At 65.9% G+C, this 25233-nt stretch carries 21 protein-coding genes; 4 read left to right on the top strand and 17 right to left on the bottom strand.

Annotated elements, in window-relative coordinates:
• Positions 1-81: 81 nt before the first annotated feature.
• The gene (locus ATJ78_RS04680) at positions 82-936 is read right to left on the bottom strand and encodes an NmrA family NAD(P)-binding protein (RefSeq protein ID WP_098406539.1); all 855 of its coding nucleotides are present in this window, start codon (positions 934-936) and stop codon (positions 82-84) included.
• An 86-nt stretch (positions 937-1022) separates the two neighbouring features.
• Between ATJ78_RS04680 and ATJ78_RS04675 the strand changes: the two genes are divergently transcribed.
• A complete protein-coding gene (locus ATJ78_RS04675) occupies positions 1023-1745 on the top strand; it encodes a TetR/AcrR family transcriptional regulator (protein WP_098406538.1) in 723 nt (240 codons plus the stop codon).
• A gap of 128 nt (positions 1746-1873) precedes the next feature.
• Positions 1874-2092, top strand: coding sequence for a PLDc N-terminal domain-containing protein (locus ATJ78_RS04670; protein WP_098406537.1), 219 nt, complete (start codon positions 1874-1876; stop codon positions 2090-2092).
• 142 nt (positions 2093-2234) lie between these two features.
• Here ATJ78_RS04670 and ATJ78_RS04665 read toward each other — a convergent pair whose 3' ends face one another.
• The 15 genes from ATJ78_RS04665 to ATJ78_RS04595 all read right to left on the bottom strand — a co-directional run bounded on the left by ATJ78_RS04665 (position 2235) and on the right by ATJ78_RS04595 (position 19866).
• Positions 2235-3731 carry an aldehyde dehydrogenase (NADP(+)) gene (locus ATJ78_RS04665; RefSeq protein ID WP_098406536.1) on the bottom strand — a complete coding sequence of 499 codons (1497 nt, stop codon included), beginning with the start codon at positions 3729-3731 and terminating at the stop codon, positions 2235-2237.
• A 10-nt stretch (positions 3732-3741) separates the two neighbouring features.
• Positions 3742-4743 carry a proline racemase family protein gene (locus tag ATJ78_RS04660; RefSeq protein ID WP_098406535.1) on the bottom strand — a complete coding sequence of 334 codons (1002 nt, stop codon included), beginning with the start codon at positions 4741-4743 and terminating at the stop codon, positions 3742-3744.
• A 10-nt stretch (positions 4744-4753) separates the two neighbouring features.
• Positions 4754-5668: a dihydrodipicolinate synthase family protein gene (locus ATJ78_RS04655; RefSeq protein WP_098406534.1), complete on the bottom strand. Its 915-nt coding sequence runs from the start codon at positions 5666-5668 to the stop codon at positions 4754-4756.
• Entirely contained in the window at positions 5665-7125 is a 1461-nt protein-coding gene (locus tag ATJ78_RS04650) for an FAD-dependent oxidoreductase (RefSeq protein ID WP_098406533.1), read from the bottom strand. Before ATJ78_RS04650 ends, ATJ78_RS04655 begins: the two co-directional genes overlap by 4 nt.
• Positions 7122-7508, bottom strand: coding sequence for a (2Fe-2S)-binding protein (locus ATJ78_RS04645; RefSeq protein WP_098406532.1), 387 nt, complete (start codon positions 7506-7508; stop codon positions 7122-7124). The genes ATJ78_RS04650 and ATJ78_RS04645 overlap by 4 nt, the downstream gene beginning before the upstream one ends.
• On the bottom strand, positions 7505-8713 hold the full coding sequence (locus ATJ78_RS04640; RefSeq protein ID WP_098406531.1) for an NAD(P)/FAD-dependent oxidoreductase: 1209 nt from the start codon (positions 8711-8713) through the stop codon (positions 7505-7507). Before ATJ78_RS04640 ends, ATJ78_RS04645 begins: the two co-directional genes overlap by 4 nt.
• A 285-nt stretch (positions 8714-8998) precedes the next feature.
• Positions 8999-9676: a GntR family transcriptional regulator gene (locus tag ATJ78_RS04635; protein ID WP_098406530.1), complete on the bottom strand. Its 678-nt coding sequence runs from the start codon at positions 9674-9676 to the stop codon at positions 8999-9001.
• A gap of 15 nt (positions 9677-9691) precedes the next feature.
• Positions 9692-11137 carry an aminopeptidase P family protein gene (locus tag ATJ78_RS04630; RefSeq protein WP_098406529.1) on the bottom strand — a complete coding sequence of 482 codons (1446 nt, stop codon included), beginning with the start codon at positions 11135-11137 and terminating at the stop codon, positions 9692-9694.
• A complete protein-coding gene (locus ATJ78_RS04625) occupies positions 11134-12453 on the bottom strand; it encodes an alpha/beta fold hydrolase (protein ID WP_434061485.1) in 1320 nt (439 codons plus the stop codon). Before ATJ78_RS04625 ends, ATJ78_RS04630 begins: the two co-directional genes overlap by 4 nt.
• Positions 12450-13301 (bottom strand): ATP-binding cassette domain-containing protein, encoded by an 852-nt coding sequence (locus ATJ78_RS04620; RefSeq protein ID WP_098406528.1) that lies wholly within the window; start codon positions 13299-13301, stop codon positions 12450-12452. Before ATJ78_RS04620 ends, ATJ78_RS04625 begins: the two co-directional genes overlap by 4 nt.
• Entirely contained in the window at positions 13294-14187 is an 894-nt protein-coding gene (locus ATJ78_RS04615; RefSeq protein ID WP_098406527.1) for an ABC transporter ATP-binding protein, read from the bottom strand. The genes ATJ78_RS04620 and ATJ78_RS04615 overlap by 8 nt, the downstream gene beginning before the upstream one ends.
• Entirely contained in the window at positions 14184-15179 is a 996-nt protein-coding gene (locus tag ATJ78_RS04610; RefSeq protein ID WP_098406526.1) for an ABC transporter permease, read from the bottom strand. Before ATJ78_RS04610 ends, ATJ78_RS04615 begins: the two co-directional genes overlap by 4 nt.
• A complete protein-coding gene (locus ATJ78_RS04605) occupies positions 15179-16144 on the bottom strand; it encodes an ABC transporter permease (protein ID WP_098406525.1) in 966 nt (321 codons plus the stop codon). Before ATJ78_RS04605 ends, ATJ78_RS04610 begins: the two co-directional genes overlap by 1 nt.
• Before the next feature lie 4 nt (positions 16145-16148).
• Positions 16149-17840: an ABC transporter substrate-binding protein gene (locus ATJ78_RS04600; protein WP_098406524.1), complete on the bottom strand. Its 1692-nt coding sequence runs from the start codon at positions 17838-17840 to the stop codon at positions 16149-16151.
• 58 nt (positions 17841-17898) lie between these two features.
• On the bottom strand, positions 17899-19866 hold the full coding sequence (locus ATJ78_RS04595) for a glycoside hydrolase family 127 protein (protein ID WP_245836204.1): 1968 nt from the start codon (positions 19864-19866) through the stop codon (positions 17899-17901).
• Positions 19867-20323: 457 nt separating this feature from the next.
• Here ATJ78_RS04595 and ATJ78_RS04590 point away from each other — a divergent pair, with 457 nt between their 5' ends.
• Entirely contained in the window at positions 20324-22621 is a 2298-nt protein-coding gene (locus ATJ78_RS04590; RefSeq protein ID WP_098406522.1) for an LAVTG motif-containing sortase-dependent surface protein, read from the top strand.
• A gap of 50 nt (positions 22622-22671) precedes the next feature.
• Here ATJ78_RS04590 and ATJ78_RS04585 read toward each other — a convergent pair whose 3' ends face one another.
• Positions 22672-23544, bottom strand: a complete 873-nt coding sequence (locus ATJ78_RS04585) for an SMP-30/gluconolactonase/LRE family protein (protein ID WP_098406521.1) — start codon at positions 23542-23544, stop codon at positions 22672-22674.
• 204 nt (positions 23545-23748) lie between these two features.
• Between ATJ78_RS04585 and ATJ78_RS04580 the strand changes: the two genes are divergently transcribed.
• Positions 23749-25227 carry an alanine/glycine:cation symporter family protein gene (locus ATJ78_RS04580; protein ID WP_098406520.1) on the top strand — a complete coding sequence of 493 codons (1479 nt, stop codon included), beginning with the start codon at positions 23749-23751 and terminating at the stop codon, positions 25225-25227.
• Positions 25228-25233 lie beyond the last annotated feature (6 nt).

Genomic DNA, 25233 nt, shown 5'->3' with positions numbered 1-25233 from the left:
CTCTCATCGCCGCTTTCAAGGCATCAGCGTCAACGTGCCGGAGGCGATAGGACCCGGCGGAATGGCTTCGCCGCCCGACTGTCAGGCGACGACGTCCCCGAGCACGTCGCGCACCGTCCGCGGTTCACGGCCGAGAATCGTGCGCAGCGACGGGTCGACGCCAGCGAAATACCCTTCCGCCGCCGCCAGATAGATGCCCAATGTGAAGCGCGCCGCTCCCTCAGGTGAGCCCGCCGCAATCTGAGAAGCCACCCACTCCTCAGGATCGACGACAGAGACACGGATGCTGCGCCCGACGAGTTCTGACGCCGTCGACGATATCTCGGCAAACGTTGGCGCGTGCCCTGCAGTGAGCGTGATCGGACCGTCATGCGGGGCCTCGCTGGCGATGATCGCCGCAGCGGCCTCCGCGGCATCCTCTCGAGCCGTCCACGAGACCGGCCCTTCGCCAGGAACAGTCATGACACCGGTCTGCTGCCACGGGCCAAGCAGCCACGCGAGGCTGTGCGCATAGAACCCATTGCGCAGAGACGTCCACGCGAGACCCGATTCCTGCAGCATCCACTCGGTGGCGGCATGATCGCGCCCGGGAGCGAACGGATTCAGCGGGTGTGCGCCCTGATGGCTGGTATAGAGAACGCGACCGACCCGTGCCTCGGCGGCGGCATCGACAGCGTTTCGGTGCAGCGCGACGGCGTCGGCGGCCGGGTCACTCGACGACACGAGCAGCAGCTGGTCTGCCCCCGCAAACGCCGTGGGCAGTGATGTCGGCTCCGCGTAGTCGGCGTGACGCACCTCGATGCCGCGGTCGGCGAAGCGCTGCGCCTTCTGCGGATCGCGGACGGCGACAGCGATCCGCTCGGGTGCGTGCGTCTTGAGTAGATGGTCGACAACCGCTCCGCCCAGCGCGCCCGTTGCTCCCGTGATGACAATCATCGATAGTGCTCCTTCTATATCAGTGATAACCGTTAGACGTTACCACTGGAATATCGCCGATAGCAATGCATCGATATCATTGGAATATGGACGACGCCATGCAGAGCGCAGAGCAGCCCGCAGCCCGATCGACGATCATCGACGCTGCCGCGCGCCTTCTCACAGACAGGGGCGTGGATGCCGTCACGACGCGACGCGTCTCGGCCGAGGCCGGCGTGCAGCCTCCAACCCTCTACCGCCTCTTCGGTGACAAAGATGGCCTTCTCGACGCCGTCGCAGAACACGTCATGGAGACGTTCGTCGCGACCAAAGCAGCTGAGGCCAGTGCCGCAACGGCGAATGACGTCGACCCCGTCGACGACCTGCGCGCCGGGTGGGAGATGCAGATCGAGTTCGGGCTCAGCAACCCCGTGCTCTTCTCGCTCGTCAACGCCCCGGGCCGCGGAGCGCCATCGCCCGCGGCGCTCGCAGGACTCGACATTCTGCGCGAACGAGTGCATCGCGTGGCGACGGCCGGTCGGCTGCGGGTCAGCGAGCAACGCGCCGTCGGCCTCATCCGCTCCGCTGGAGCTGGCGTTGTCTTCACACTGCTGACCACGTCGCCCGAAGATCGCGACCCCGATCTCGCATCATCGATGATCGACACGGTGATGCGGGAGATCCTCACCGACGCACCCCCGCGCGGCGGCGACAGCAGCACGGCGACGACCATCGCGTTTCGGGCCATTGCGCCGAATCTGCCCGCGCTGAGCGACGCCGAGCGGCAGCTTCTCGTCGATTGGCTCGACCGCAGCATCGACGGCGCGTAATTCGCGACAGCATCCGTCGCGCTTTCGCCCGCCTGATGGCACGCGAACCTGCCGCGGGCACCGAGATCGAGCCGACGCAACGGCGCGAGAGGCTCGCCGGTCGGCGATCGAACGCGTAGGTTTGACGTATGGCGAAGAAGAAGCAGTGGAACGAACTCAGCACAGGACAGCGCGTCGGCGTCGTCGCCCTCACCGCGGTGCAGGTCACGCTGGCTGTCGCTGCCTACCGCGACATCTCGAAGCGCGATGAACGCGAGCTCACAGCATCCAAAACCGCGTGGCGCCTCATCACCATGATCGACATCGTCGGCCCCCTGACGTACTTCTTGGCGGGCCGCCGCGTCTGACGCCCAGAGTGCCGCGGCACATGCTGCTCGCGAGGAACTCTCGACATCTGGCGTGTGTCACAGCAATCGGGTGCCAACTTTGCCCATAAGAACGCTACGTTTCGTGGGAAAAGTTGGCACCCGATTGTGAGCGGCAAGCAGATCAGCGGGCGGCGTCACCCCAGTGAGCCGACTCGCCGGCCGCAGCGTGCCGCTGCGGCACGTTCCACGGGTTGGCGTCTTGCAACGGCTCGGGCAGCAGAGCCTGCGGCGCGTTCTGGTACGCCACGGGGCGCACGAAGCGCGTGATCGCTGCCGTGCCCACCGAGGTGTTTGAGTCATTCGTCGTCGCGGGCCACGGACCACCGTGCTGCATCGCCGGTGTCACGGCGACGCCCGTCGGCCATCCGTTGAACAGCACACGTCCTGCGGTCTCCGAGAGCACCGCGACGAGGTCGCGCAGCGCGTCGGACGCCTCACCGTCGCCATGATGAACGGTGGCGGTCAGGTTGCCCGGGAACAGCTCCTCGGCAATCGCCCCCAGGTCATCGCGCGCCGAGTACTGCACCAGCGCCGTGAGCGGTCCGAAGCTCTCGTCGAGCAGACGGTCGCGCTGCGCGGCAAGCGTCGCTGCATCGGTCACGACGATCGTCGGCGTCACCCAGCCCTGCCCGTCAGCATCCCGTGAAACCGTGCCCTCGACGATCGCCCGCACCCCGTCGGTAGCGAGGATCTCATCGCGGCGGTCCGCGTAGCCGTCGGCGATTCGCGGGTTGAGCATGCGATGTGGTTCGGCTCCGGATGCTGCCGTCGCGATACCCTGCTCGAGCGGCGCCGCGTCGGGAACGAACACGAATCCGGGCTTCGTGCACAGCTGCCCGGCAGAACCTCCGACGCTCGTCACGAGGCCCGCCGCGATATCGTCGGCGCGCTCGGCGAGCGCCTGCTCGGTGACGAACACCGGGTTGACGCTGCCGAGTTCGCCATAGAACGGGATCGGCTTCGGGCGCGCGGCGGCGATGTCCGCCAGCATCCGCCCGATCTTTGTCGACCCCGTGAATGAGCCTGCGGCGATGAGCGGATGCTTGAGAAGGTCGACGCCTTGCTGCTGGCCCGAGATCGTCTGGAACACGTGCTCGGGCAGGCCTGCGCCGACGAGCGCCTCTGAGATCACGCGCGCGGTCTCGGCCGAGAGTTCGGGGTGCCCTGAGTGCGTCTTGACAACGAGCGAGCAGCCCGAGGCGAGCGCGGCTGCCGTGTCGCCGCCGGCAACAGAGAACGCGAACGGAAAGTTGCTCGCCGCGAAGTTGAGCACGGGGCCCACCGGCTGCAGATACCTGCGCACGTCAGGCCGCGGCCCGAGAGCGAAGTCCGGGTCGGCCGCGTCGATGCGCACGTCGAGATACGAGCCGTCGACGACCGTGTCGGCGAAGATGCGCAGCTGCACGGCCGTGCGCTTGAGTTCGCCCCGCAGACGCGCCTCGGCGAGCCCTGTCTCGCGCATGCCGATCGGCACGAGCGCGTCGGCGTTCGCCTCGAGGGCGTCTGCCGCCGCGACGATCGCGCGGGCGCGCACGGCCGGTTCGATGTGCGAGAGCTCGCGGAACGCGCGGTCGGCGTTCTGCGCGATCTGGTCGACGTCGGTGTTTTCGGTGCTCATGTGGTTCCTCCTAGAAGACGAATCCGGTCGGAAAGGGGTCGGTCGGGTCGAGCATGTACTGCCCCATGCCGGTGACCCAGGCGCGGCCGGTGATCGTCGGAATGACGGCCGGCGTGCCCGCGACGTCGGTCTCGGCGATCAGCCGCCCGACGAAGCGGCTGCCGATGAACGACTCGTTGACGAAGTCGGTGTTGAGCGTGAGTTCGCCGCGCGCCCAGAGTTCGGCCATGCGTGCGGACGTTCCCGTTCCGCACGGCGACCGGTCGAACCACCCGGGGTGAATCGCCATGGCGTGGCGCGAGTGCTGCGCCGTCGAACCGGGGGCGATGAACTCGACGTGGTGGCAGTGGTCGACGCCAGAGATCGACGGATGCTGCGGGGCAGCGGTCTCGTTGATCGCGCTCATGATTGCAAGCCCCGCGTCGAGGATCTCCTGCTGACGTGAGCGGTCGAAGGGCAGCCCGACGTCGTCGAGGTTCACCATGGCGTAGTAGTTGCCGCCGAACGCGAGGGAATACGGAACGTCGCCGAGGCCGGGCACCGTGACGACAGCATCCATTCTGTCGACGAAGCTCGGCACGTTCTCGATCGTGACGGAGTCTGCATGCCCATCGGTCACGTCAACGCGGGCGATGACGAGTCCGGCCGGGGTGTCGAGCCTGATCGTCGTGACCGGCTCGACGACCTCGACCATGCCGGTCTCGACGAGCACCGTCGCGGTGCCGATCGTGCCGTGACCGCACATGGGCAGGCAGCCGGATGCTTCGATGTAGACGATGCCCCAGTCGCAGTCGTCCCGCGTGGGCGGCTGCAGCAGCGCCCCGCTCATGGCGCCGTGACCGCGCGGTTCGTTCATGAGAAACTGCCGCACGTCATCCATGTGCTCGATGACGTGCAGGCGCTTCTCGTTCATGGTCGCGCCAGGGATGACACCGACGCCGCCGGTCACGACGCGCGTCGGCATCCCCTCGGTGTGTGAATCGACCGCGGTGATCACACGGCTTGATCTCATGTGTGAAACCCTAGCGGCTCGCGATGTAGTCGAGGGCGCGCTTGGTGTCACGCGTGACGGCCTCGACCTGCGCGGCCGACAGCGGGCCGCGCGGCGGGCGGGTCTTGCCGCCGAACGTGTTGCCCGCAACATCCTGCGACAGCTTGATCGCCTGCACGAACTCGGTCTCGGAGTCCCAGTAGAACACCGGGCGCAGCTCGCGGTAGAGGTCGCGCGCCTCGTCGATCTTTCCCGCGTACACCAGCTCGCAGATCTCGGCCGATTCCTTGGGGAACACGTTCGGGTATCCGGCGAACCAGCCCACGGCGCCCGCGACGAGCGACTCGAAGAGCAGATCGTCGGCTCCCGCGACAACGTCGATGTCGCACGCGTCCTGAATGTCCATGACGCGGCGAATGTCTGTCGAGAACTCCTTGACGGCCACGACGTTCTCGAGCTTCGACAGCTCGGCGATGATGTCGGGCGTCAGGTCGACTTTGGTGTCGAGGGGGTTGTTGTAGAGCATCATCGGCAGGCCCACCTCGTTGACCTTGGTGTAGTGCTCAATAACCTCGTCGCGGTTGGCGCGGTAAATGGTGGGCGGCAGGCACAGAACGCCGTCGGCCCCGTCTTCCTTCGCGTACTCGGCCCACTGCACAGCCTGGTGCCAGCCGACACCGTGAACGCCCGCGACGACGATGCCGCGGCCTCCGACGGCCTCAACGGCAACCTGAATGACCTTGCGGCGCTCCTCGTCCGTCAGAGACGAGTACTCTCCGAGCGAGCCGTTGGGGCCGACGCCGCGGCATCCGTTCTCGATCAGAAAATTGCAGTGCTCGGCGAACTTGTCGTAGTCAACGGCGAGGCCGGCCGGGGCGCTCGCGTCTTCTGTGAAGGGAAGCGTTGTCGCGACGACGACGCCTCCGAGGTCGAACTTCTTGCTCATGACGTACCTTTCAGTGTTTCTCGTGGGTGAAGATCGCCTGCTGTGTGCGGGTCTTCGGTTGGAGGTTCCGCGGCGGCAGCATCGGCGAGATCGCCGATGCGCACCGGGGAGACGATGGGTCTGCGGTCGGTTGTGACGCCGTCGGCGAAGTCCTCGCCGAGCAGCTCCTCGACGTTGCGCCCGCAGATGCGGCCCTGGCAGATGCCGAGGCCCGCGCGCGTCGAGAGTTTGAGGGAGCGCAGTCCGCACGACGCGGTTTGCGACTGGATGCTGGTGAGCTCGCCGTTCGTCACTTCTTCGCACCGGCAGATCGTCGTGTCGTTGCGCAGCCACTGCGTCCACCCGCGGCGCGGCGAGTGCACGGCGTCGAGTCTGGTGCCGAAGTCGATGAAGCGGTCGCGGGCGCGAGCGGCGCGTCCGATGTGCGCCGAGCGCGGGCCGTTCGCCGCGAAGTGTCCGGCGAGAGCACCCTCTGCGAGCGCGGCGTCCGCGCCGGCGATGCCCGTGAGTTCCCCCGCTGCGTAGATACCGCGGATGCTGGTCTGCTGACGCGCGTCGACTTCGACGAAGCGGTCGGCGCTGATCGTGCAACCCGCGGCGATCGCGAGCTCGAGGCGCGGTGTGAAGCCGTGGCTGACGCAGACAGCATCCGTCTCGATCGTCGTCTCGGTTCCCGCGATCGGCGCCCAGGTCTCGTCGACGCGGGCGATCGTCACGGCCTCGACGCGATCGGTGCCGTGCGCCTCGACGACGGCGCGCCCGGTGCGGTACGGGATGCTGTGACGCACGTGACCCGCCACGTATCCGGCGAGCTCGGGCATCTTTCCGACGGCGGCCGTGAGCTGCCAGGGCTTCGCGCCCCAGCCGCGCAGGAGAGCGGCCGTGGTCGTCGCCTCGTAGACGCCGAGAACGCGGGCGCCCGTGAGCGCAAGCGACTGGGCGACGGGCAGCAGAAACGGCCCTGCTCCGGCGACCACGGCCCGCGAGCCGAGCGCGATTCGCTCTGACTTCGCGAGGGCCTGCGCCGCTCCGGCCGTGTACACGCCGGGCAGCGTCCAGCCAGGGAACGGCAGCGTACGGTCGTGCGCACCGGTCGCGAGAACGAGAGCGTGGGGGTCGAGCGTGAGCGTTTCGCGTCCGCCCGAGTCCACGGGGCCGACGTGCGCGTGCACGCGGGGCGCCCCGGCAGCTCGTTGCTCGAGGAGCCACACCTGCGCGTTCGCCACGACAGAGCACGACGGATGCTGCGTGACCTCGCGCGCAAGCGCCTCGAACGTTCCCCACTTGTGGTGCAGCACGTGCTGCTTCGCAGCGTGCGCGGAGTCGGGGAGGTGCCGCCAGAACTGCCCGCCAAGCTGGTCGGACGAGTCGAGCAGTGTCACATCGGCTCCGGCGCGCAGCGCTGCGCTGGCCGCGGCGAGTCCGGCGGGACCGGCTCCGATGACGACGACGGTCATGATGCCTCCCCCGCGATCGACTCGGATGCTGGGGCCGAACTGTCGCTGCCGGGGCGCGGGCTGCCCGCAGCATCCGGCCGCCCTTCGTTCTGCAGCGACACGACGTCACCCTCGCACGCACGCCGCTGGCACGCGCGCACGTCGCGCTCGTCGCCCACCTGCAGAATGCAGTCGTAGCAGACGCCGATGCCGCAGAAGATGCCGCGCGGGCGACGGTCACGGCTCGTCGTGCGCCACGAGTCGCGGCCGTTCTCGAGCAGCACGCCGGCGATCGTGCTGCCGGCAGGGCCGCTGAGTTGCTCGCCGTCGACAGTGATGTGCACGCGCTCGTTCTCGACGCGCTCGGCTGGATCGTTCTGCGGAGGCAGGCGGTACGCGGTCATGCGGCGCCCTCCTCTGCGGCGAGTGCTGCGGCGAGCGTCGGGCGCGCGACGCTGAACGCGGCAGCATTCAGCTCGGGCGCACGCCCCGCGAAGAGGTCGCTCACGAGATCTGCGGTCGAGACCGAGAGCCCGATTCCGGCGCCCTCGTGGCCTGTCGCATGCCAGAGTCCCGCGACGCGGTGGTCTGGTCCGATCACGGGCAAGTGGTCGGGCATGAACGGGCGAAAACCGCCGTACGCGCGCATGACACTCGCGTCGCGCAAGAAGGGGAACACGCACGTCGACTTGGCGGCGATCTCGCGGATCACCTCGGCGCGCAGCCGCGAATCGAAGCCGATCTGCTCGCGGCTCGACCCGATGAGCACGGTGCCGGCTGCCGTCGATTCAATGACGCTCGAGGTCTGCAGGGCAGCATCGTTCGACTGCGTCGCGCCGAAGTAGTCGCCGTCGTACACCTTGCGAAAAATGCGGTGCGGCATGCGCGTGGTCACGAGCACGACGCCGCGGCGCGGGCGCACGGGCAGCGTGACGCCGAGCCGCGATGCGACATCGCCGGCCCACGGGCCCGCGGCGTTGATGATGGTGGATGCTGTCACGGCGCCCGCCGTCGTCTGCACGCCCGTGAGCTCGCCCGAGGCAGAGCGGATGCTGCCGAGCACGTCGACGCCGCAGCGCACCTCTGCGCCGGCACGACGCGCAGACGCCAGCAGCGCTTCTGTCGCGATGACCGGCTGCACCTGGGCGTCCTGCGGGTATGCGACAGCTGCGGTGATGGCGGGATTGAGGTCTGGTTCGAGCTGCAGCGCCTCACTCGGCGCGATGATCTGCGCATCGACACCGGCCGTGGCTTGCGAGCGGGCGAAGTTCTTCAGCGGCTCGGCGCCCGCTTCGGTCGTCGCGACGACCAGGCCGCCCTTGCGCTCGAATTCGATGTCTGGAAAGTCAGGACCGAGCTCGTCTGCCAGCTCGTCGGCGAGCTCCGCCCAGCGACGATTGGCGTGCAGAGCCAACTCGAGCTCTCGGCCGGGAGCTTTGTCTGAGACGAGGAGGTTCCCCTCGCCCTGACCGCTCGTGCCCGATGCAGCCGCACTGCGCTCGAGAACGACGACGCGCACGCCGTCGCGGCTAAGGGTGCGCGCGATCGCCGCGCCGACAATGCCGGCACCGATCACAGCAACGTCGTACGTCGCTCCGCGGTTGCCCATGTCGCCCTCCTCATCGTGAGCTCTGTCATATGTAATATGTCACACATTGCGGGAAAAGTGAAGCGCACTTCCGCGCGCATTGCCCGGGTCCTGTACGACGTGCCGCGGCCCGGGTTCTGTGGGACGCGCCGCGAAACCCGCTTCACCGCGGAGGGTGAGCCGCTCCGCACCCAGCTGCGACGGGGCCGTTGCCACTGGGCGCTGCTTTCGCGGCGTCAAAGCGGCATCGAGTGGCAACGGCCGGCGGGGCGACCACGTCACAACGAACCATGCTCGCGTCGCACGTCACTCGACAGCATCCTCGGGCTTACCCGACCACCAACCGAGCGTGTGGTGGATGTGCTTGGCCATGAGGTCACGCGCACCCTCCTGGTCGCCCGCCGCCAAGAAGTCGAGCAACTCGACGTGCTCAGCGGCCGAGTCTTGCAGCCGCTGGGTCTTGATCATCGACGCGAGTCCCACGAGTCGCGTGCGCGAGCGCAGGTCTGCCACCATCTCGGCGAGCGTGTGATTGCCGAGCAGCCGCGTAAGCGCCATGTGAAACGCGTGATCCGACTGCAGGTACGCGACAAGGTCTCCGCCCGCGGCACCGGCCACGATCTCGTCGGCCAGCGTGCGCAGCTCGGCAGCGCGTGCCTCAGGAAAATCGGCGGCGAGCTCGTACATGGCGGGCGGCTCGAGCCACAGCCGCACCTGCACGATGTGCGACAGCTCTTCGTCACTCACGCTCGTGACGCGAAAGCCCTTGTTGCGCACCGACTCCACGAAGCCGCGCCGTGCAAGTCCCAGCATCGCCTCGCGCACGGGCGTCGCCGACACACCGAACTTGCCCGCGAGGGTCGGTACCGTCAGCAGCTCCCCCGGCGCCAGCTCACCCGAGATGATTCCGGTCGACAGCATCTGCTGCACGTAATCACTCAGGCTCGACTGCTGCGGTATGGGCTGAATTGCGCTCGTCGTCATCTCGTTCTCATCCCCTCAGGAATCCGCGGCTGTGAGGTGTGCGGCCGTCCAGGCCTCGATCCCGTCCGCGCTGATCGGGAGCGACTCAGAGAGAACCTCAGTGGCGCGTTCCGTCACCAAGATATCGTCTTCGAGCCGAACTCCGATGCCCCGCAACTCGGGGGGAACCGTCTCGTCGAAGGCGTGGAAGTACAACCCGGGCTCAACCGTAAGCACCATTCCGTCGGCGAGCGGCGCACCTTGGTACGCCGAGTAGTCGGCGCGCGCGCAGTCGTGAACGTCGAGCCCGAGGTGGTGCCCGACGCCGCACACGATGTACCGGCGGTGGTGCTGACCACGCTCGCTCAGAGCCTCGTCGACGGATACCGGCAGCAGGTCCCAGTCGTGCAGCCCCTGCGCGATGACCTCCATCATCACCGAATGGAAGTCGCTGAACAGCGCACCCGGCCGCACGGCGTCGAGCCCTGCACGGTGCGCCTTCTCGACGAGATCGTGCACGTGCCGCTGCGCTGGTGAGAACGTGCCCGACACGGGAAGCGTGCGTGTGACGTCGGCGGTGTAGAACGTGCGCGCCTCAACGCCCATGTCGAGCAGCAGCGCATCGTCGGAGTTCACGTCGCCGTCGCACCGCACCCAGTGCAGAATCGGGGCGTGGTCGCCGCTGCCGACGATCGTCGAGTACCCCGGCCCGTTGCCGTGCGTGCGCGAGTGCCGCTCGAACGTTCCCTGCAGCCACCGCTCGCCTCCCCCGGCAACAGCGCGCGGAATCTCGCGCGCCACGGCGGCGAAGCCGGCCATCGTGTCATCGACGGCGCGCCGCAGCTGCGTGATCTCCCACGCGTCTTTGATCATGCGCAGTTCTGACAACTCGCGTTCAAGGCGATCGGATGCTGCCGCGCCCACGAGCGTGTCAGGCAGCGTCGCGGTGTCGAGGCGTCCCGCGACGTGCGCATCGGAAGCGCCGCGCAGATCGGCGTCGAGCTGACGGCGCCCGCGCACCTCGATCTGCAGAGCGGTCGACCATTCCCCCAGCGACGGAGCCGGGCCCACCCACAGCTCACCGTGCAGTGCGCTGCCGAAGAAGTCGGTGTCGCCGGGATACGCGGGCTCCGGAACGTAGAGCACTGCATCGTGGCCGCCGTCTCGCGGGTACAGCGCGATGACGGCATCCTCTGCCGTGCACCCTGTCAGCCAGAAGAAGCCGCTGTCGGGGCGAAAGTCGAATGCGCAGTCGTTCACCCGGATCGGCGCTGTTCCCGAGAACACCACAACGGTCTCGCCCGCGAACTGCGCACTCAGCCGCTCCCGATGCTGTGCTGAGGCGCCGGCAACTCCCGGTTCCACCTGCGGCGAGCGATCGGGAGTCGCCCACCCCGTGCCCATGAACCGCGTGAACGCATCGATCTGCGAAAGCCGCGGCATGCGGGCATCCTTTCCCGTTGGCATGGACCGTGCGGTCATCGTGCCCCCTTCTCATCGTTGATCGGGCCGCCGAACTCGGCAACCATCTCGCGAAGCCGCGGCACCACGCGCTCCGACCCGATGCCGTCGTGCTCGAACTCGTTGGTCACCCAGCCGCGCGCATTGCCGACGCGGCTCACGGTGTCCAGCTGCAGGTGCGCGTCGACGTACATGTCGTCGTAGTACACGGCAGCGGCGACCGGCACGGCGTTGTCGCGCAGCCGGTCGCGGTCGTAAAGCGGGCTCCAGTCCTCCCGGCGGGCGAGCTTCTCAACAGCATCCTTAAATGGCTTCAGCAGCCGGATCTCGTCAAACATCCACGGGTACATCATCTCGCCCGTGAACAGCAGGGGCCGGGCTGATTCAGAGAATTCCGGATGCTGCTCGCGCTCACGCTGCGCGGCCCACGCCGTCGCTCCGCCGCCTGCGTTGCCGTAGATACTCTCCTGCATCACGGCGAACAGTGGGTTGTCGGCAAACGACGTGCGTGCGAGCACCTGCGCGAGGAACGTGTCGCTCAACTCGTCGTCGCCCGCACCCGTCGCGAACGCCTCGTCGAAGAGCCAGTGCATGCGCTCGAATCCCGGCTTCATGCCGAAGTCGATGCCGAGGCTCTGCAACCGCCGCACGGTGAGCACGTCGCCGTCGGGCAGTCTCACGTCCCCCGCGTCGAGCCGGTCTGCAATGCGAGCCACGATGCTGACGTCGTCCGGGTACCGCTCGCGGAAAATGCGGTTCTTCACTGCGGTACGCGGGTACGTGCGGCGGTACACCTCTGCGGCACTCGGATCGATGCTCGCGAGCCCGCCGGTCACGTAGCACCCGGCAAGCCCCTGCGGTGCCTGCGAGAGGTAGGTGAGTGTGAGAAACCCGCCGTAGCTCTGCCCGAGGGTCTCCCAGCGCTTTCCACCGAACTCGGCGACGCGCAGGTGCTCAAGGTCGCGCACGATCGAGTCGGCACGGAAGCACGCGAGGTAGTCCGCCTGGTTCTGCGTGCCCTCGATGGTCTGGATGCCGCGAGCGTCGAGGCGGCTGCTGCGCCCCGTTCCCCGCTGGTCGGGGAGAATCACGCGATGCGTCGTCAGCAGCTCGCCGATCCACCCCGAACGATCCGTCGGCCGCGGCGACTTGCCGCCAGGTCCGCCCTGCAGGTAGACGATGAGCGGCAGGTCGTCGTTCTTCTTGTCTGGCGCGACGAGCTCGCGGGCGAACACGGTGATGCGCCTCGAGTCGCCGTCGTCAAACCAGTTCAGCGGAACCTCGCACTCGTGATCGACGACGTGGATGCCCGGCATCGTGTACTGCGCGGTGATCACTGGCGCTCCTTTTCTGCGTTGGCCACGCGAGCGGCCTCCCACTCGGGATTGATCTGCGGCACGGCACTCAGCAGCTCGCGCGTGTACTCGTGCTGCGGAGCATCGAAGATGCTGTCGCGATCACCCTGCTCCACGATCTTTCCCTTGTGCACGACGGCGACCTGGTCGGCGATGTGCCGCACGACGGCAAGGTCGTGGGCAATGAAGATGTAGCTCAGGTCGCGCTCGCGCTGCAGGTCTTTCAGCAGCCGGATCACGACGGCCTGCACCGAGACGTCGAGCGCAGACACCGCTTCGTCGCACACGACGAGGCTCGGCCCGACGGCGAGCGCGCGGGCGATGCCGATGCGCTGCGCCTGACCGCCAGAGAACTGCCCAGGATAGCGCTGACTGTGGTCGGGGTTGAGCCCGACGCGGTCCATGAGGTCGCGCACGAAGTCGCGGCGCTTCCTCGGCGGTTTCACGCCCTGGTAGTCGAGTGGGGCCATGATGATCCGCTCGACTGTGTGCTTCGGGTTGAGCGACGAGAACGGGTCTTGAAAGACCACTTGCACCTTCGAGCGGAAGTGCGCGAGCTCTTTGCCCTTTGCCTGCGTGACGTCGTTGCCCTCGAGCAGCACGTTGCCTGACGTCGGCTCGAGCAGCTTCGCCGCGATGCGCGCCATCGTCGACTTGCCGCTGCCCGACTCCCCCACGATCGCGAGCGTCTCGCGCGGGTTCACGTCGAAGCTCACGTCGTCGACGGCGGTGAACTCGTTCTTTCCCGAGAACACGACGCCGCTGCCTTGCGTGATGAACGTCTTCGTCAAGTTCTTAACCTGCAGCAGCGGTGTGTGAGCGTCAGTCATGACTCACTCCCTTGATGTCTCCGACGACGTCGGTGATGCGCGGCACGGCGTCGAGCAGCGCCTTCGTGTACGACGACTGCGGGTTCGAGAAGATCTCGGCCACGGGAGCGTGCTCACGCGTCTCGCCGTTCTGCATGACGAGAACATCGTCGGCCACCTCGCTGACGACGGCGAGATCGTGCGTAATGAACAGCATCCCCGTCCCCGTCTCTTGCTGCAGCTCTTTCATGAGGTCGAGAATCTGCGCCTGCACCGTGACGTCGAGCGCTGTCGTCGGCTCGTCGGCGATCACGAGGTCGGGCTCGAGGCACAACGCCATGGCGATCATGATGCGCTGGCGCATTCCGCCCGAGAATTGATGCGGATAGTGGTCGACGCGCGTCTCGGGGTCGGTGATCTTGACCCGGCGCATCGCGTCAATCGCGATCTGTCTGCCCTGCTTCTTCGATCCGCCGCGATGCGCGCGATAGGCCTCGCTGATCTGCATGCCGACTGTGAAGTACGGGTTGAGCGACGACAGCGGGTCTTGAAAGATCATGGCGATCTTTTCTCCCCGCACACGGCGCATCTCGTTATCGCTGCGGTCGAGCAGGTCGTGGCCAAAGAACCGGATGCGGCCGCTCGCCGTTCCGCCCTCGGGCAGCAGCCCCATGATGGCGAGGGACGTCATGGACTTTCCCGACCCCGACTCCCCGACGATGCCGAGCGTCTTGCCCGGCTCAATTCGGAATGACGAGTCCTTGACGACGTCGACGGGTCCGCGCACGGTCGGGAAGGTGACGGCGAGGTTCTCCACCTCGAGCAGCGTTGACCCCTCAACGGGAATCGACACGGTCTTGAGCGAGCCCGTCTTGGGCGCTGTGCTCTTCTGCTTGGCGCGTCTCATTGGGCCTTCACCCTCACTCTCGGGTCGAGAACGGAGTAGAGCAGGTCCACCACGATGTTCGCCACGACGACGAGGGCTGCGGCGAGCAGTGTCACCGCCATGATGACCGGCTGGTCGTTCTGTGTGATTGAGTCGGCGGTCAGCTTTCCGACACCGTTCAGCCCGAAGACCGTCTCGGTGATGAGCGCGCCGCCGAGCAGCGCGGCGAAGTCCATTCCGAACAGCGTCAGCGCCGGCGTCAGGGCCGGACGGAGAGCATGCTTTCCCATCACGACGTTGGTGTCGAGCCCTTTCGCCCTGGCTGTGCGAATGAAGCCCTGGCCGAGCGTGTCGATAACGTTCGATCGCACAAGACGCGTGTACATGGCGGCATACATGAAGGCCAGAACGAACCACGGCATGATGTACGACTGGAACCACAAGAGCGGGTCGTCTGCGAACGGAACCGCAGTCGGGAACGGCAGCCACTTCAGCTTGACCACGAGAAGATACTGCAGGGCGAGTGCGACGAAGTAGTTGGGCAGACTGATACCGGAGAGCGCGACGACCATGATGCCGCGGTCCCACCAGGTGCCCTTCTTGACGGCACCGATCAGACCGCCGCCGATGCCGGCGAAGAGCCACAGCACGGCTGCACCGACGGCGAGCGTTGCGCTGACAGGCAGACGCTGCACGATCATCTCGAACACCGACTGGCTTGTCTGGAAGCTGTAGCCAAGGCAGGGAGCCGCGCAGTGCAACGCGTTGACGCCTTCGCCGTAGTCACGCCCGACAAAGAGACCGGAGAGGAAGACCCAGATCTGCTCCCAGAACGGTTTGTCGAGCCCGAGCTTCTCGTGGATGTCCGCAATGCGATCTGGCGTGCAGGTCTTGCCGCAGATCATGTAGGCCGGATCGGGCGACAGCACGAAGAAGACGGTGTACGTGAAGACCGTGATGAGGAAGAGAACGACAACGCCCGCGAGGACGCGCTTGAGAATGTAAAGCAGCATCAGGCAGCATCCCCCTCGTCGAGCTGGCGTTGCAGGTGGTCGCCCACAACGGTGAACGAGAGCACCGTGAAGAAGAGGAAGAGACCGGGGATCACAAAGTACATCGGATCGACCGCGTACCAGGAAACAGATGAAGCGATCATCTGACCCCATGACGGCGTCGGCGGAGTGACGCCGACACCAAGGAATGACAGCGCCGCTTCTGTTCCGATGTACTGCGGAACCGACAGTGTCGAGAGCACGATGATCGTGCCGCGAAGATTGGGCAAGATTTCTTTGAACGCAATGCGCGCGGGACTCGCTCCCGAGGCACGGGCCGATTCGACGAACTCGCCGTTGCGCAGCGACATCGTCTGGCCGCGGATGACGCGCGCCGTGTACGGCCAGGCGAAGATGCTCAGCACGATCACGAGCAGCAGCGGCCGGTTGCCCGCGGGCAGTGCCGAGAGAAGGGCGATCATGAAGATGAGCGCGGGGAAGGCCATGAGAAAGTCCATGAGCCGCGAGATGAGCTGATCGAGCACGCCGCCGAAGAATCCTCCGAGCATGCCGAAGACCACACCCAGCGTTGTGGTGACGATTGTCGCCGACACGGCGATCGTCAGAGACACCTGCGCTCCATACGCGATGCGCATGAAGATGTCGCGACCGCTTCCCGGCTCGACGCCGAACCAGTGCTCGGCGCTGACGCCTCCCCATGGACCGATGGGAAGACCGCCGAGCGCGGGGTCGATCGCATTCTCGTGATAGGCGTACGGGCTCATTCCCGTGATCTGCTCGAGCAGCGGCGCGGCCAGCGCCAGAAGAACGATGAATACGATCCATCCGAAGCTGACGACGACGGATGGCGTGCTTCTCAGCGCGGCGACGACACGCTTGACGGGGCTGGGGGAGCTGCCGCCGTCGAGCGACGACAGCACCCCCTTGCGCGTGCCGCCCGCGAGTTCACTCGCAGGTGCTGACATACCGCTACTCGTCCACGCTCTTCAGCCCGACCACGGCGTAGTCGATACCGCCGGAGTAGCCTTCGTGAAGGTGCGCGTTGGCGATGTTGCTGCCCGTCACGGTGACCGCCTTCTCCCAGGTCAGGGGCACGGCGGGCGCCGACTCGAGGATCTGCTTGTCGAGTTCGCCCCAGGCCTTGTTCGCCTCCTCGACATCGGTCATCGCACGAATTTCATCCATGCGCTTGTTGACCTCTTCGTTGTCGAACTGCGCGATGTTGGAGTTGCCCTGATCGAAGATCTGGCTTCCCTCGAACAGCGGGGGCAGGAACGTCGCACCGGTGGGCCAGTCGGGGCACCAGCCCGCGATGGCAGCATCCGTCTGCTGGCTCGGCGTACCGATGATCTGCCAGTACTTCGCCGTGTCGACGACGTTGAGCTTCACATCGATGTTCGCCTTCGCGAGCGACTCCTGGATCGACTCGGCCTGAGCTTGCGTGACGGGAACTGCGCGCATATCGAGGCTCAGCTCGAAGCCGTCCGCGTATCCCGCCTCCTCGAGGAGTTCCTTGGCCTTCTCGGGATCGCCTTCGCCGCCCTCGCTCGGGTAAAGGTCGAAGTCCTGGTGACCCTTGACGGTGGGCGGGAGCATCGTGTTCGCAATGTCCGTGAGCGCTGGTCCGCCTGTCGCCGTCTGAACCGACTTCTTGTCGATGGCGTACGAGATTGCCTGGCGCACCTTGAGGTCGTTCAGCGGCTCCTTCGTGGTGTTGAGCGCGAGGTAGGTCGTGCAGCCCTTGAGACCCTCGAGGGTGCGCTCCTGGATCGACGGCTCTTGGATGCGCGACAGCGACGACGCGAGAATGATGCCCGAGATGGCGTTCTTGTCGTCACCCTGGTTTGCAATCATGCGCTCGTCGATCGTCGAGTTGTCGAGGCCGAGCGTCCACACGAACTTGTCGGGGTACGCCTTGCGCACCTCGTCGCTGTCGGGCTCCCAGTACTCGTTGCGCTCGAGCACGATTGAGCTGCCCGGCTTGTACTCGCTGACGACGTACGGTCCAGACGAGATCGGCTGCTTGTCGATGCTGGTGGTCGTCACGTCTCCCTCGGCGGGGAACGGCGTGTACACCGGCTGTGCGACGGCGCTGCCGAAGTCTGCGTACGACTGGTTCAGGTGGAAGACGATCGTCTTGTCGTCCGGCGTCTCGATCGAGTCGAGGTGTCCGTCCTTGTAGACGCCCTCGTACTCGTCTGCGCCGTCGAGCAGGATCTTCGCGTACGGCGAGCCGACGGCGATGTCCGGGTCAAGTGAACGCTCGACGCCGAAGCGCACGTCTTCGCTCGTGATCGGCGTGCCGTCCTGGAAGAAGATGTCGTCCTTCAGCGTGAAGGTCCACACCGTGTTGTCTTCGTTGGGGGTACCGAGATCGGTGGCGAGGTCGGGAACGATCTCTGTCGGGTTCTCCGAATCTCCGCCGGCAAACATGGTCAGCTGACGGTAGATCAGCCGGTAGAAGTTGTTGACTCCGCCGTCCCAGCCTTGAGCGGGGTCGAGGTGCGAGAAGTCGGTCGTGGCGAGAACGTGGAGGGTTCCGCCCTTCACGGCTTCGCCAGAACTTCCTCCGTCACTGGCGGAGTCACCTCCGCTGCTGCAGCCCGTCAGGGCGAGGGCCGCCGCCAGGCCAAGGCCCAGCACGACATTGCGTTTTTTCATGGAATTCACTCTCCTTTGATGCGAGCGTCTCTGCCCGCACGGTGGGTGTTTCAGGGGGTTAGACCGTGCGCAGCCATACGCGCATGGCCTGGGCCTCACGATTTCCCCACTGAAAGTAGGGAACGAGGGTGAGGTGGGTTCGGGCTGCCTCCCGTGCAGCCGGGTCGGGGTGGGCTGTGTCATCGCGGAGCTCTGGGTAGAGCTCTGCGGGGTCGATCGCCGCCGTTTCCACGGCGCCGTGCAGCACGACGCTCGGACCGGAGGCGACGATGTCTCGCCGCTCTGGTTCGAGCGCGCGCACGTCGGCGGGCGTGGCGACGATCGTGTCGATGTCGGCAGCGTTGTCCTGCTGCTCGGCGCAGTAGACGAGGGGGCCGCGAGCCACGGCGAGGCTGCCGCGAGCAGCATCCACTCTCGGATCTGCCCCGTGGGCGCGTGCCGGCATCGGCAGGGTGAGACGGATGCTGTCGCCCGCGGCGACGTCTGCCAGGCGCACCCAGCTTCCCGCCGCCGCCTCGCTCGTCGCGTCGCGGTGCACGACGGTCGCACCGCGCGCCCACGCCGGGATGCGCACGGCGATGTCGCGACCGGCGTCCGGCGCTGCCGTGACGTCGAGTCGGATGTCGCCGTCCCACGGGTACGCGGTCGCAATGCTCAGCTCGAGCCCGTCGTGGCTGATCTCGGCGGCGGTGAGGTTGGCGATGTGCAGGGCACCGTCACCGACGAAGGCGACGTGGTCTTGCAGTTCGGCGACCCACCGCACGATGTTCGGCGGGCAGCACGGGCAGCCGAACCACGCACGGCGCAGCAGCGGTCCGTCGGACTCGTAGCCCGAGCGCTGCATGTGGTCGGCCCGGCGCTGCAGCGGATTGTCGTAGAAGAAGGCGCAGCCGTCGTCAGAGAGTCCGACTGCGAACGCGTTGTACTGCACAATCTCGAAGATGTCGGCAAACCGGGCTTCGCCCGTGTTCAGCAGCATCCGCCATGCCCACTGCATGAGGGCGATGGCCGCGCACGTCTCGTTGTAGGCGCGCTCGCTGGGCAGTTCGAAGCGGTCGCCGATCGCCTCGTCTGAGTGCCGGCTACCGAGGCCTCCCGTGATGTACAGCTTGCTGGCCACCATGTCGTTCCAGAGGTGCAGAACGGCGGCGTTCAGGTCATCGGCTCCGGTCTCGGTGGCGACGTCTGTCGCGCCCGAGGCGAGGTACATCATGCGCACCGCGTGCCCCGTGACGGAGTCGAGGTTGACGAACGGAACGAGGTCTTGAAAGTACTCGCTCGTGAAGATCGTCGAGTCGATCGTCTGGTGACCGCGACGACGCACCATGAGGTCGGCGAGCTCGAGGTACCGGCGGTCGTCGGTCTCGCGGAAGAGCTCAACGAGCGCCATCTCGACCTCGGGGTGGCCGCAGAACGCGAGCTTTTCCTCCGTGTCTGGGCCGAACTTCTGCCAGACCAGGTCGCTGAAACGAACGGCGATGTCGAGCAGTCTCGCGTCGCCGAGCTGGCGATTCGCGGCGACGGCCGCCTGAATGAGGTGGCCGAGCGAGTAGAGCTCGTGTCCCCACGCGAGGTCGCTCCAGGGCTTCTTGTCGATCGAGTCCGCCTGAAAGTACGTGTTGAGGTAGCCGTCGGCCAGCTGCGCCTGCTGCATCAGGTCGATGGCTTCTTCGTAGAAGTCGCGCACCGACGCGTAGACGTCTACGTCGGCGCGCGCAAGCTCATACGCGATGCCCTCGAGGGTCTTGTACACGTCGGTGTCGAGAAACGGGTAGCGGCCGCGGTACGGCTCCGTCGCGCCGCCGATGACGGCGCGAAAGTTGTCGAGGTTGCCGGCGAGCCGCAGCTGTTCAACGCTGTGCACGAGCGTCTGCTCGCGGTTGCGGCGCTGCCACTGACCGAGGAGCCCGTCGGTGAGCACCACCTCGGCGGAGCCCAGAGAGGTGAAACGGGATGCTGCCGAAGCGACGGCGGGGCGCATCCTGACGCCGCTCGCGGCGGATCGGGCTTCTGTCGGGTTCGGCACGGTACCTCACTGCTCTGTGACGGATGCACGCGGAGTGTGCTGCTTCGGGCGCTGAGCGGGACCCAGCGGTGGACTGTAGTGGGTGATATGTTACACGGCACTTGTCCGCCGCCGTCAATGCCTCGTGACCAAACTGTGACAAGAAATGTGACCGTTCACACACTGCAGCGGCCAATCTCCCTCAAGGGGTGCCGAAGAGCGCGAGCAGTGTGTAGAGTCACGGGCAATCAAGCGCACGGCAGGAGCAAGGCAGCTCTTGCCAGCCGCTTGAGAGTTCCGCCGACCATCGGCGCAGTGGTGGACGACCGCAGGCGACGCCGCTGCACGACTTGATCCACCGAGTCGTTTGCCCTCAGGGGTTCTGGAGTTTCCTGCGCGTATCTGTGATGTGTTACATGTCACGCGGTGGGCGCGAACTCACTCATGTATCCGCAGTTGAGTTCACAGGAGAACCCACATGACACGATCACGATATACAGCGGGAGGTGCGCTGGCCACGGCCTTGCTGATGACGCCCGCGCTTCTCTTCGGCGCCAGTCCGGCAGCGGCGGCCGAGACAGATTCACCGATCAACGTCGGCGCAGACGGCAGCGTCGCGACAGATCCCGCGTACGACGGTCCGCAAATCACGGAGATTCGTGTGATCAATGAGCAGAAGTACCTCGAGATCTACTGGGATCGGTACGTCGATGAGATCGAGGCGGTCTCGCCGTCGAACATTACGCTAACCAATGGCGATGAGACGGTCGCGCTGACGCCGAAGCCCGCGTCCGGTCGCACGGACACGATCTTCTTCGATCAGAACAACAAGCAGATGGCCGCGACCGATGCCAACAGCATGGAGCGCCTGCCGGACGATCTGCACCTCGCGAGCATCGCCTACACGGGAACGATCGACATGAGCAAGCCGCTCACGCTCACCGTGACCGGCTCGGCGATCGTCGACGAGCAGGGCAGGCAAGCGAAGGATGCTGTGTACACAGACGTCCCGAAGCTCGACTACTACACGCAGTCGGTGACGACCGAGACGGGCATCGTCGTCAAGGCGAACGCGCGGGTCGCCCCAGAAACGCTGACTCTCGCTGCAGAACAAGTCGATGTCGAACTGGCGAAGACCGAAACCGGGATCGCCCAGCAGATGGCCGATTTCGGCTGTTCGCTCGCCGTCTACGCGTCGCGTGAGAACGCGTACCTCATTCCGGAGCACCGTGGCGGCTACGACCCCGAGATGTATGACGTCGAGGGGTACGGAGGGAGCACATACAACAATTGCGTCTCGTCGATCTCCGAGCGCAATGTGCTGAGAACTCGCGGCAACGCCGACCCGTTCCTCAACACGAGCTACCCGAACGAGAACATCCTGATCCACGAGTTCGGCCACGCCGTGCGGCTCGTCGGCATCGAGACAATGGACGACACGACGCTGTCGGACGAGTTCTATGCCGCATACGAGAATGCGTACCTCACGGGGCTCTGGCCCAACACGTACGCGATCGGCAACAGCGACGAGTTCTTCGCCACACTGTCGGCGATCTGGTTCAACGTCATGGCCGAGAAGCCCGACTGGTCAGACGGCGTGCGCAGCCCGATCAACACCCGGGCAGAGTTGAAGGAGTACGACCCCACGTCGTATGCGTTCTTCGAGAAGATCTATCCGGCAGATCTCACGCTGCCCGCCCCGTGGGACGAGCCGGCTCCCGACGAGTACCACGGCGACTACACGGAGCTTCCCGAGCAGGAGCCGCGCGTGTCGGCCACGGACGTCGAGTTCGGACGTGATCTCTTTCGCATCTCGACCCAGACTGTGAGCGGGGACTTCCAAATCGACAGGTTCGCCGGCGACGCCAATCACCCGGACCGCGATGTCTGCGTCTGGTTCACATGGGGCGATGGCGTGTGGTCGATCGACTACGACAACGGTCTCTACACGATCAGCGCCTCCGACGGCAGTGGCGTTCTTTCGGCGATCTCAGACACCGAGGTGCGCTACGCCGGTATCGAAGCGGATGCGACGGACGACGCGCAGAAGTGGCGGCTTTCGCCCGACACTTCGACACCGGATGCTCCGTTCGACGGGCAGCTCATCAACGAGGCGAATGGACGCGCCCTCACTCTCAGTGATCGAGCTGCGACCGGAGTGTCGTTGACACTCGGAACCGCCGACGAAGGCACGCGCTGGATGCTCGAAGACACGACGCGCACCGAGGCGCAGGGAACAGCGGCGTACATCACCCCGGTCACGGTGACCCTGACGCCGCGCGCGCAAGATGCAGAGGCCGAACCGGCCGCGACGCGCGCGACCGGAGTTCATGCCGCCGCTGCGGCTCAGGATGCCGTCACAATCGACGTTGCCCAGCAGGGATTCACGCTGCCTGACATCACGGACGTGTTCGGTGCAGACTGGTCCCGTGACGGCTACACGTTCTCTGGCTGGCGGGTCGTCAGTGACGACAGCATCCTCCCCGCCGACTGGGTGATTCCCGACGGCACGACGGCGCTCTCTCTTGAAGCTGTATGGGAGCCCGCATCGGTGACGCCGCCGACAACAGATCCAGCTGAGCCAGGCGATGCGGATGGTGCTGACGAGGGAACCTCCCCCGGCAATGCAGCAGATCCGGCATCGGATGCCGCGGGCGAACTACCGCGCACGGGTGCTGACATCGCCGGCACCGTTGCTGCAGCGGTTCTCGCCCTCATGGCCGGAGCCGGGCTGATGCTCATGCGCCGCCGCAATTCCGCGGGCAACCGGCAGTAGCGCGATGCAGGCGCAGGGCGGTCATGACGGTCCCCTGCGCCTGCACGTGCTCAGCCGGCGAACACCGGCAGGGGGCGACCGGCAACTCCTGGATTGACGGCGAAGACCGCGCCAGCGGCTGGCTGGTCACCCTCGGCGACGCCCTCTCGAGACGTCGTGATGAACAGCGTGCGCAGGTCGGTCCCGCCGAAGCAGCACGCCGACGTATTCGTCACTCCGGGAACCTCGACGACCTCGCTTAAGCCACCGTCGGAGTCGTACCGACGAACAGCGCTGCCACCCCACAGCGCCACCCAGACGCCTCCCTCAGCGTCGACGGTGAGACCATCGGGAGTGCCCACTCCCTCGTCAAGAATGACGAATGGCCTGCGGTTTTCGAACGTTCCCTGATCTCCGTCGAAGTCGAACACGTCGATGCGCCCTGTCGGGGTATCGTTGTAGTACGCCAGCGTTCCGTCTTCGCTCCATTGGAGTCCGTTAGAAATGGTGACGCCGCCAAAGATACGGCGCGTGCTGCCGTCGGCGTCGAGCCGAAACAACTCGCCTCGCCCGGGTTCGGCGTCGTAGGCCATCGTGCCGCAGTAGAAGCGCCCCTGAGGGTCGCAGCCGCCATCGTTCATGCGAATTCCGTCGTCGGTGATCACATCGTCGAAACGCCGCTCTCGGGTGAAATCCCGCGAGAAGAGCGAGAAGCCGTGCTCGGTCGCAACAACGAATCCGCCGCTCGCCCTCGGCCTGAGTGCTGCGGCAACTGTGCTTCCCACATCGTGGCGTGCCGCAGCCTCGGGCTCCTGTTCGGGCGAGCCGAGGTCGACGACGACTCCGGCGGTCATATCGACGATGAGCAGGCGCCCGCCGGCGCTATCCCACACCGGCCCTTCACCGTGCCACGCCACAGGTCCGCCAAGAGCATGTGCCTTCATGGTCATCCTCCACTTCTCTCACATGCAGCCGCACGACGATCTGCACCACCCTCAGGGTATCGAGGCGCAAAGCACACCTCTGGCAAATGTGCCCTGTCCTCTTCCCACACGCGCAGGTGATATGTAATATGTCACATGTTTTAAACGCAATCGCTCCCATTCGCCGACGAATGCGGCGTCATCGGCGCCGGAAGTAAGGAAGACATGGACGTCATCTCTGCGATAAACGACCTCATCTGGAACCCGATGGCCTACCTCGCCCTCGGCCTTGGCCTGTTCTTTACGGTGCTCACCCGCGGCATCCAGTTCCGACGTATTCCCGACATGATTCGCGAGCTCGGGGCCAAGAAAGACACGCCAGATGGCAACTCCCCTCTTCAGGCTGTGCTGCTGACTCTCGCGAGCCGCGTCGGCGTGGGAAATATTGCCGGCGTCGCCACCGCCATCTACGCCGGGGGTCCCGGCGCGATGTTCTGGATGGTGCTGTGCGCCCTGCTCGGCTCGGCAAGCGCGTATGCCGAGTCGACGCTCGCGCAGGTGTTCAAGACGAAGATCGACGGCGAGCATCGAGGCGGCGTCCCCTACTACGTCGAGAAGGGGCTCAAGGCGAAGTGGCTCGCGGTCATTCTCGCCGCCATGATTCTGATCGGCTACGGATTCGTCTTTCCCGGCGTGCAGTCGAACAACATCGCGCAGAGTGTGAACGAAGCTTTCAGCATCCCGCTCTGGGCCAGCGCCCTTTTCGTGACGGCGCTGCTCGCCTTCGTCATCATCGGCGGCACGAAGCGCATTGTCGCCGTTGCCCAGGTGTTCGTGCCCTTCATGGCCGCTGGCTACATCATCGCGACGATCATTATGCTCGCGATGAATGCCGAGCAGATCTGGCCGACGTTGCAGCTTGTGTTTTCGAGCGCGTTCGGCGTCAACCAGGTGTTCGGCGGTATTCTCGGCGCTGCTGTCGCGTGGGGTGTACGACGGGCCGTGTTCTCCAATGTCGCGGGTGTCGGTGAAGGCACGTTCGGCGCAGCATCCGCTGCCGTTCGCCACCCCGCCAAGCAGGGCCTCGTGCAGGCATTCTCGATCTTTATCGACACCGTTGTCGTCTGCAACGCGACGGGGATCATGATCCTGATCTCGGGGATCTACGATGTCGCAGATGAGAACGGCACTCTGATCTTCAGCGGAGCGAACGGCATAGAGGCGGGACCCGCGTACACGCAGGCCGCGATCGACACGATAGCGCCGGGGATCGGGCCGGGCTTCGTCGCCGTTGCGCTGTTCTTCTTCGCCTTCACAACGCTCATCGCGTTCTACTACATTGCCAAGACCAACCTCGTCTACCTGTTCCGCGGGCGGGCCGTCATCATCGCGGACTGGGTGCTCAAGGCCGGCATGATCGCGATCACGTTCTACGGAAGCGTCGAGTCACCCTCGCTTATCTGGGCGATCGGCGACATCGGCTACGGCTCGATCGGCTGGGTCAACATGATCTGCATTCTGCTGCTGAGCCCCATCGTCTTCAAGGTCACGCGCGACTACGACCGCCAGCGCCGTGCGGGCACTGACCTGAGCTTCAATCCGGAGGCGCTCGGCATCAAGCGTGCGCACTTCTGGATGGAGAATCACACGGGCACGATCGCGCGGGCCGAGTCCGAGGGCCTGCTCGACGACGAGACGCGGTGACCTGCT

Source organism: Paramicrobacterium agarici (assembly GCF_002563955.1).
Classification (GTDB): Bacteria; Actinomycetota; Actinomycetes; order Actinomycetales; family Microbacteriaceae; genus Paramicrobacterium; species Paramicrobacterium agarici.
The sequence above is the reverse complement of the archived record's forward strand: the minus strand, read 5'-3'. Positions and strand labels throughout refer to the sequence as shown.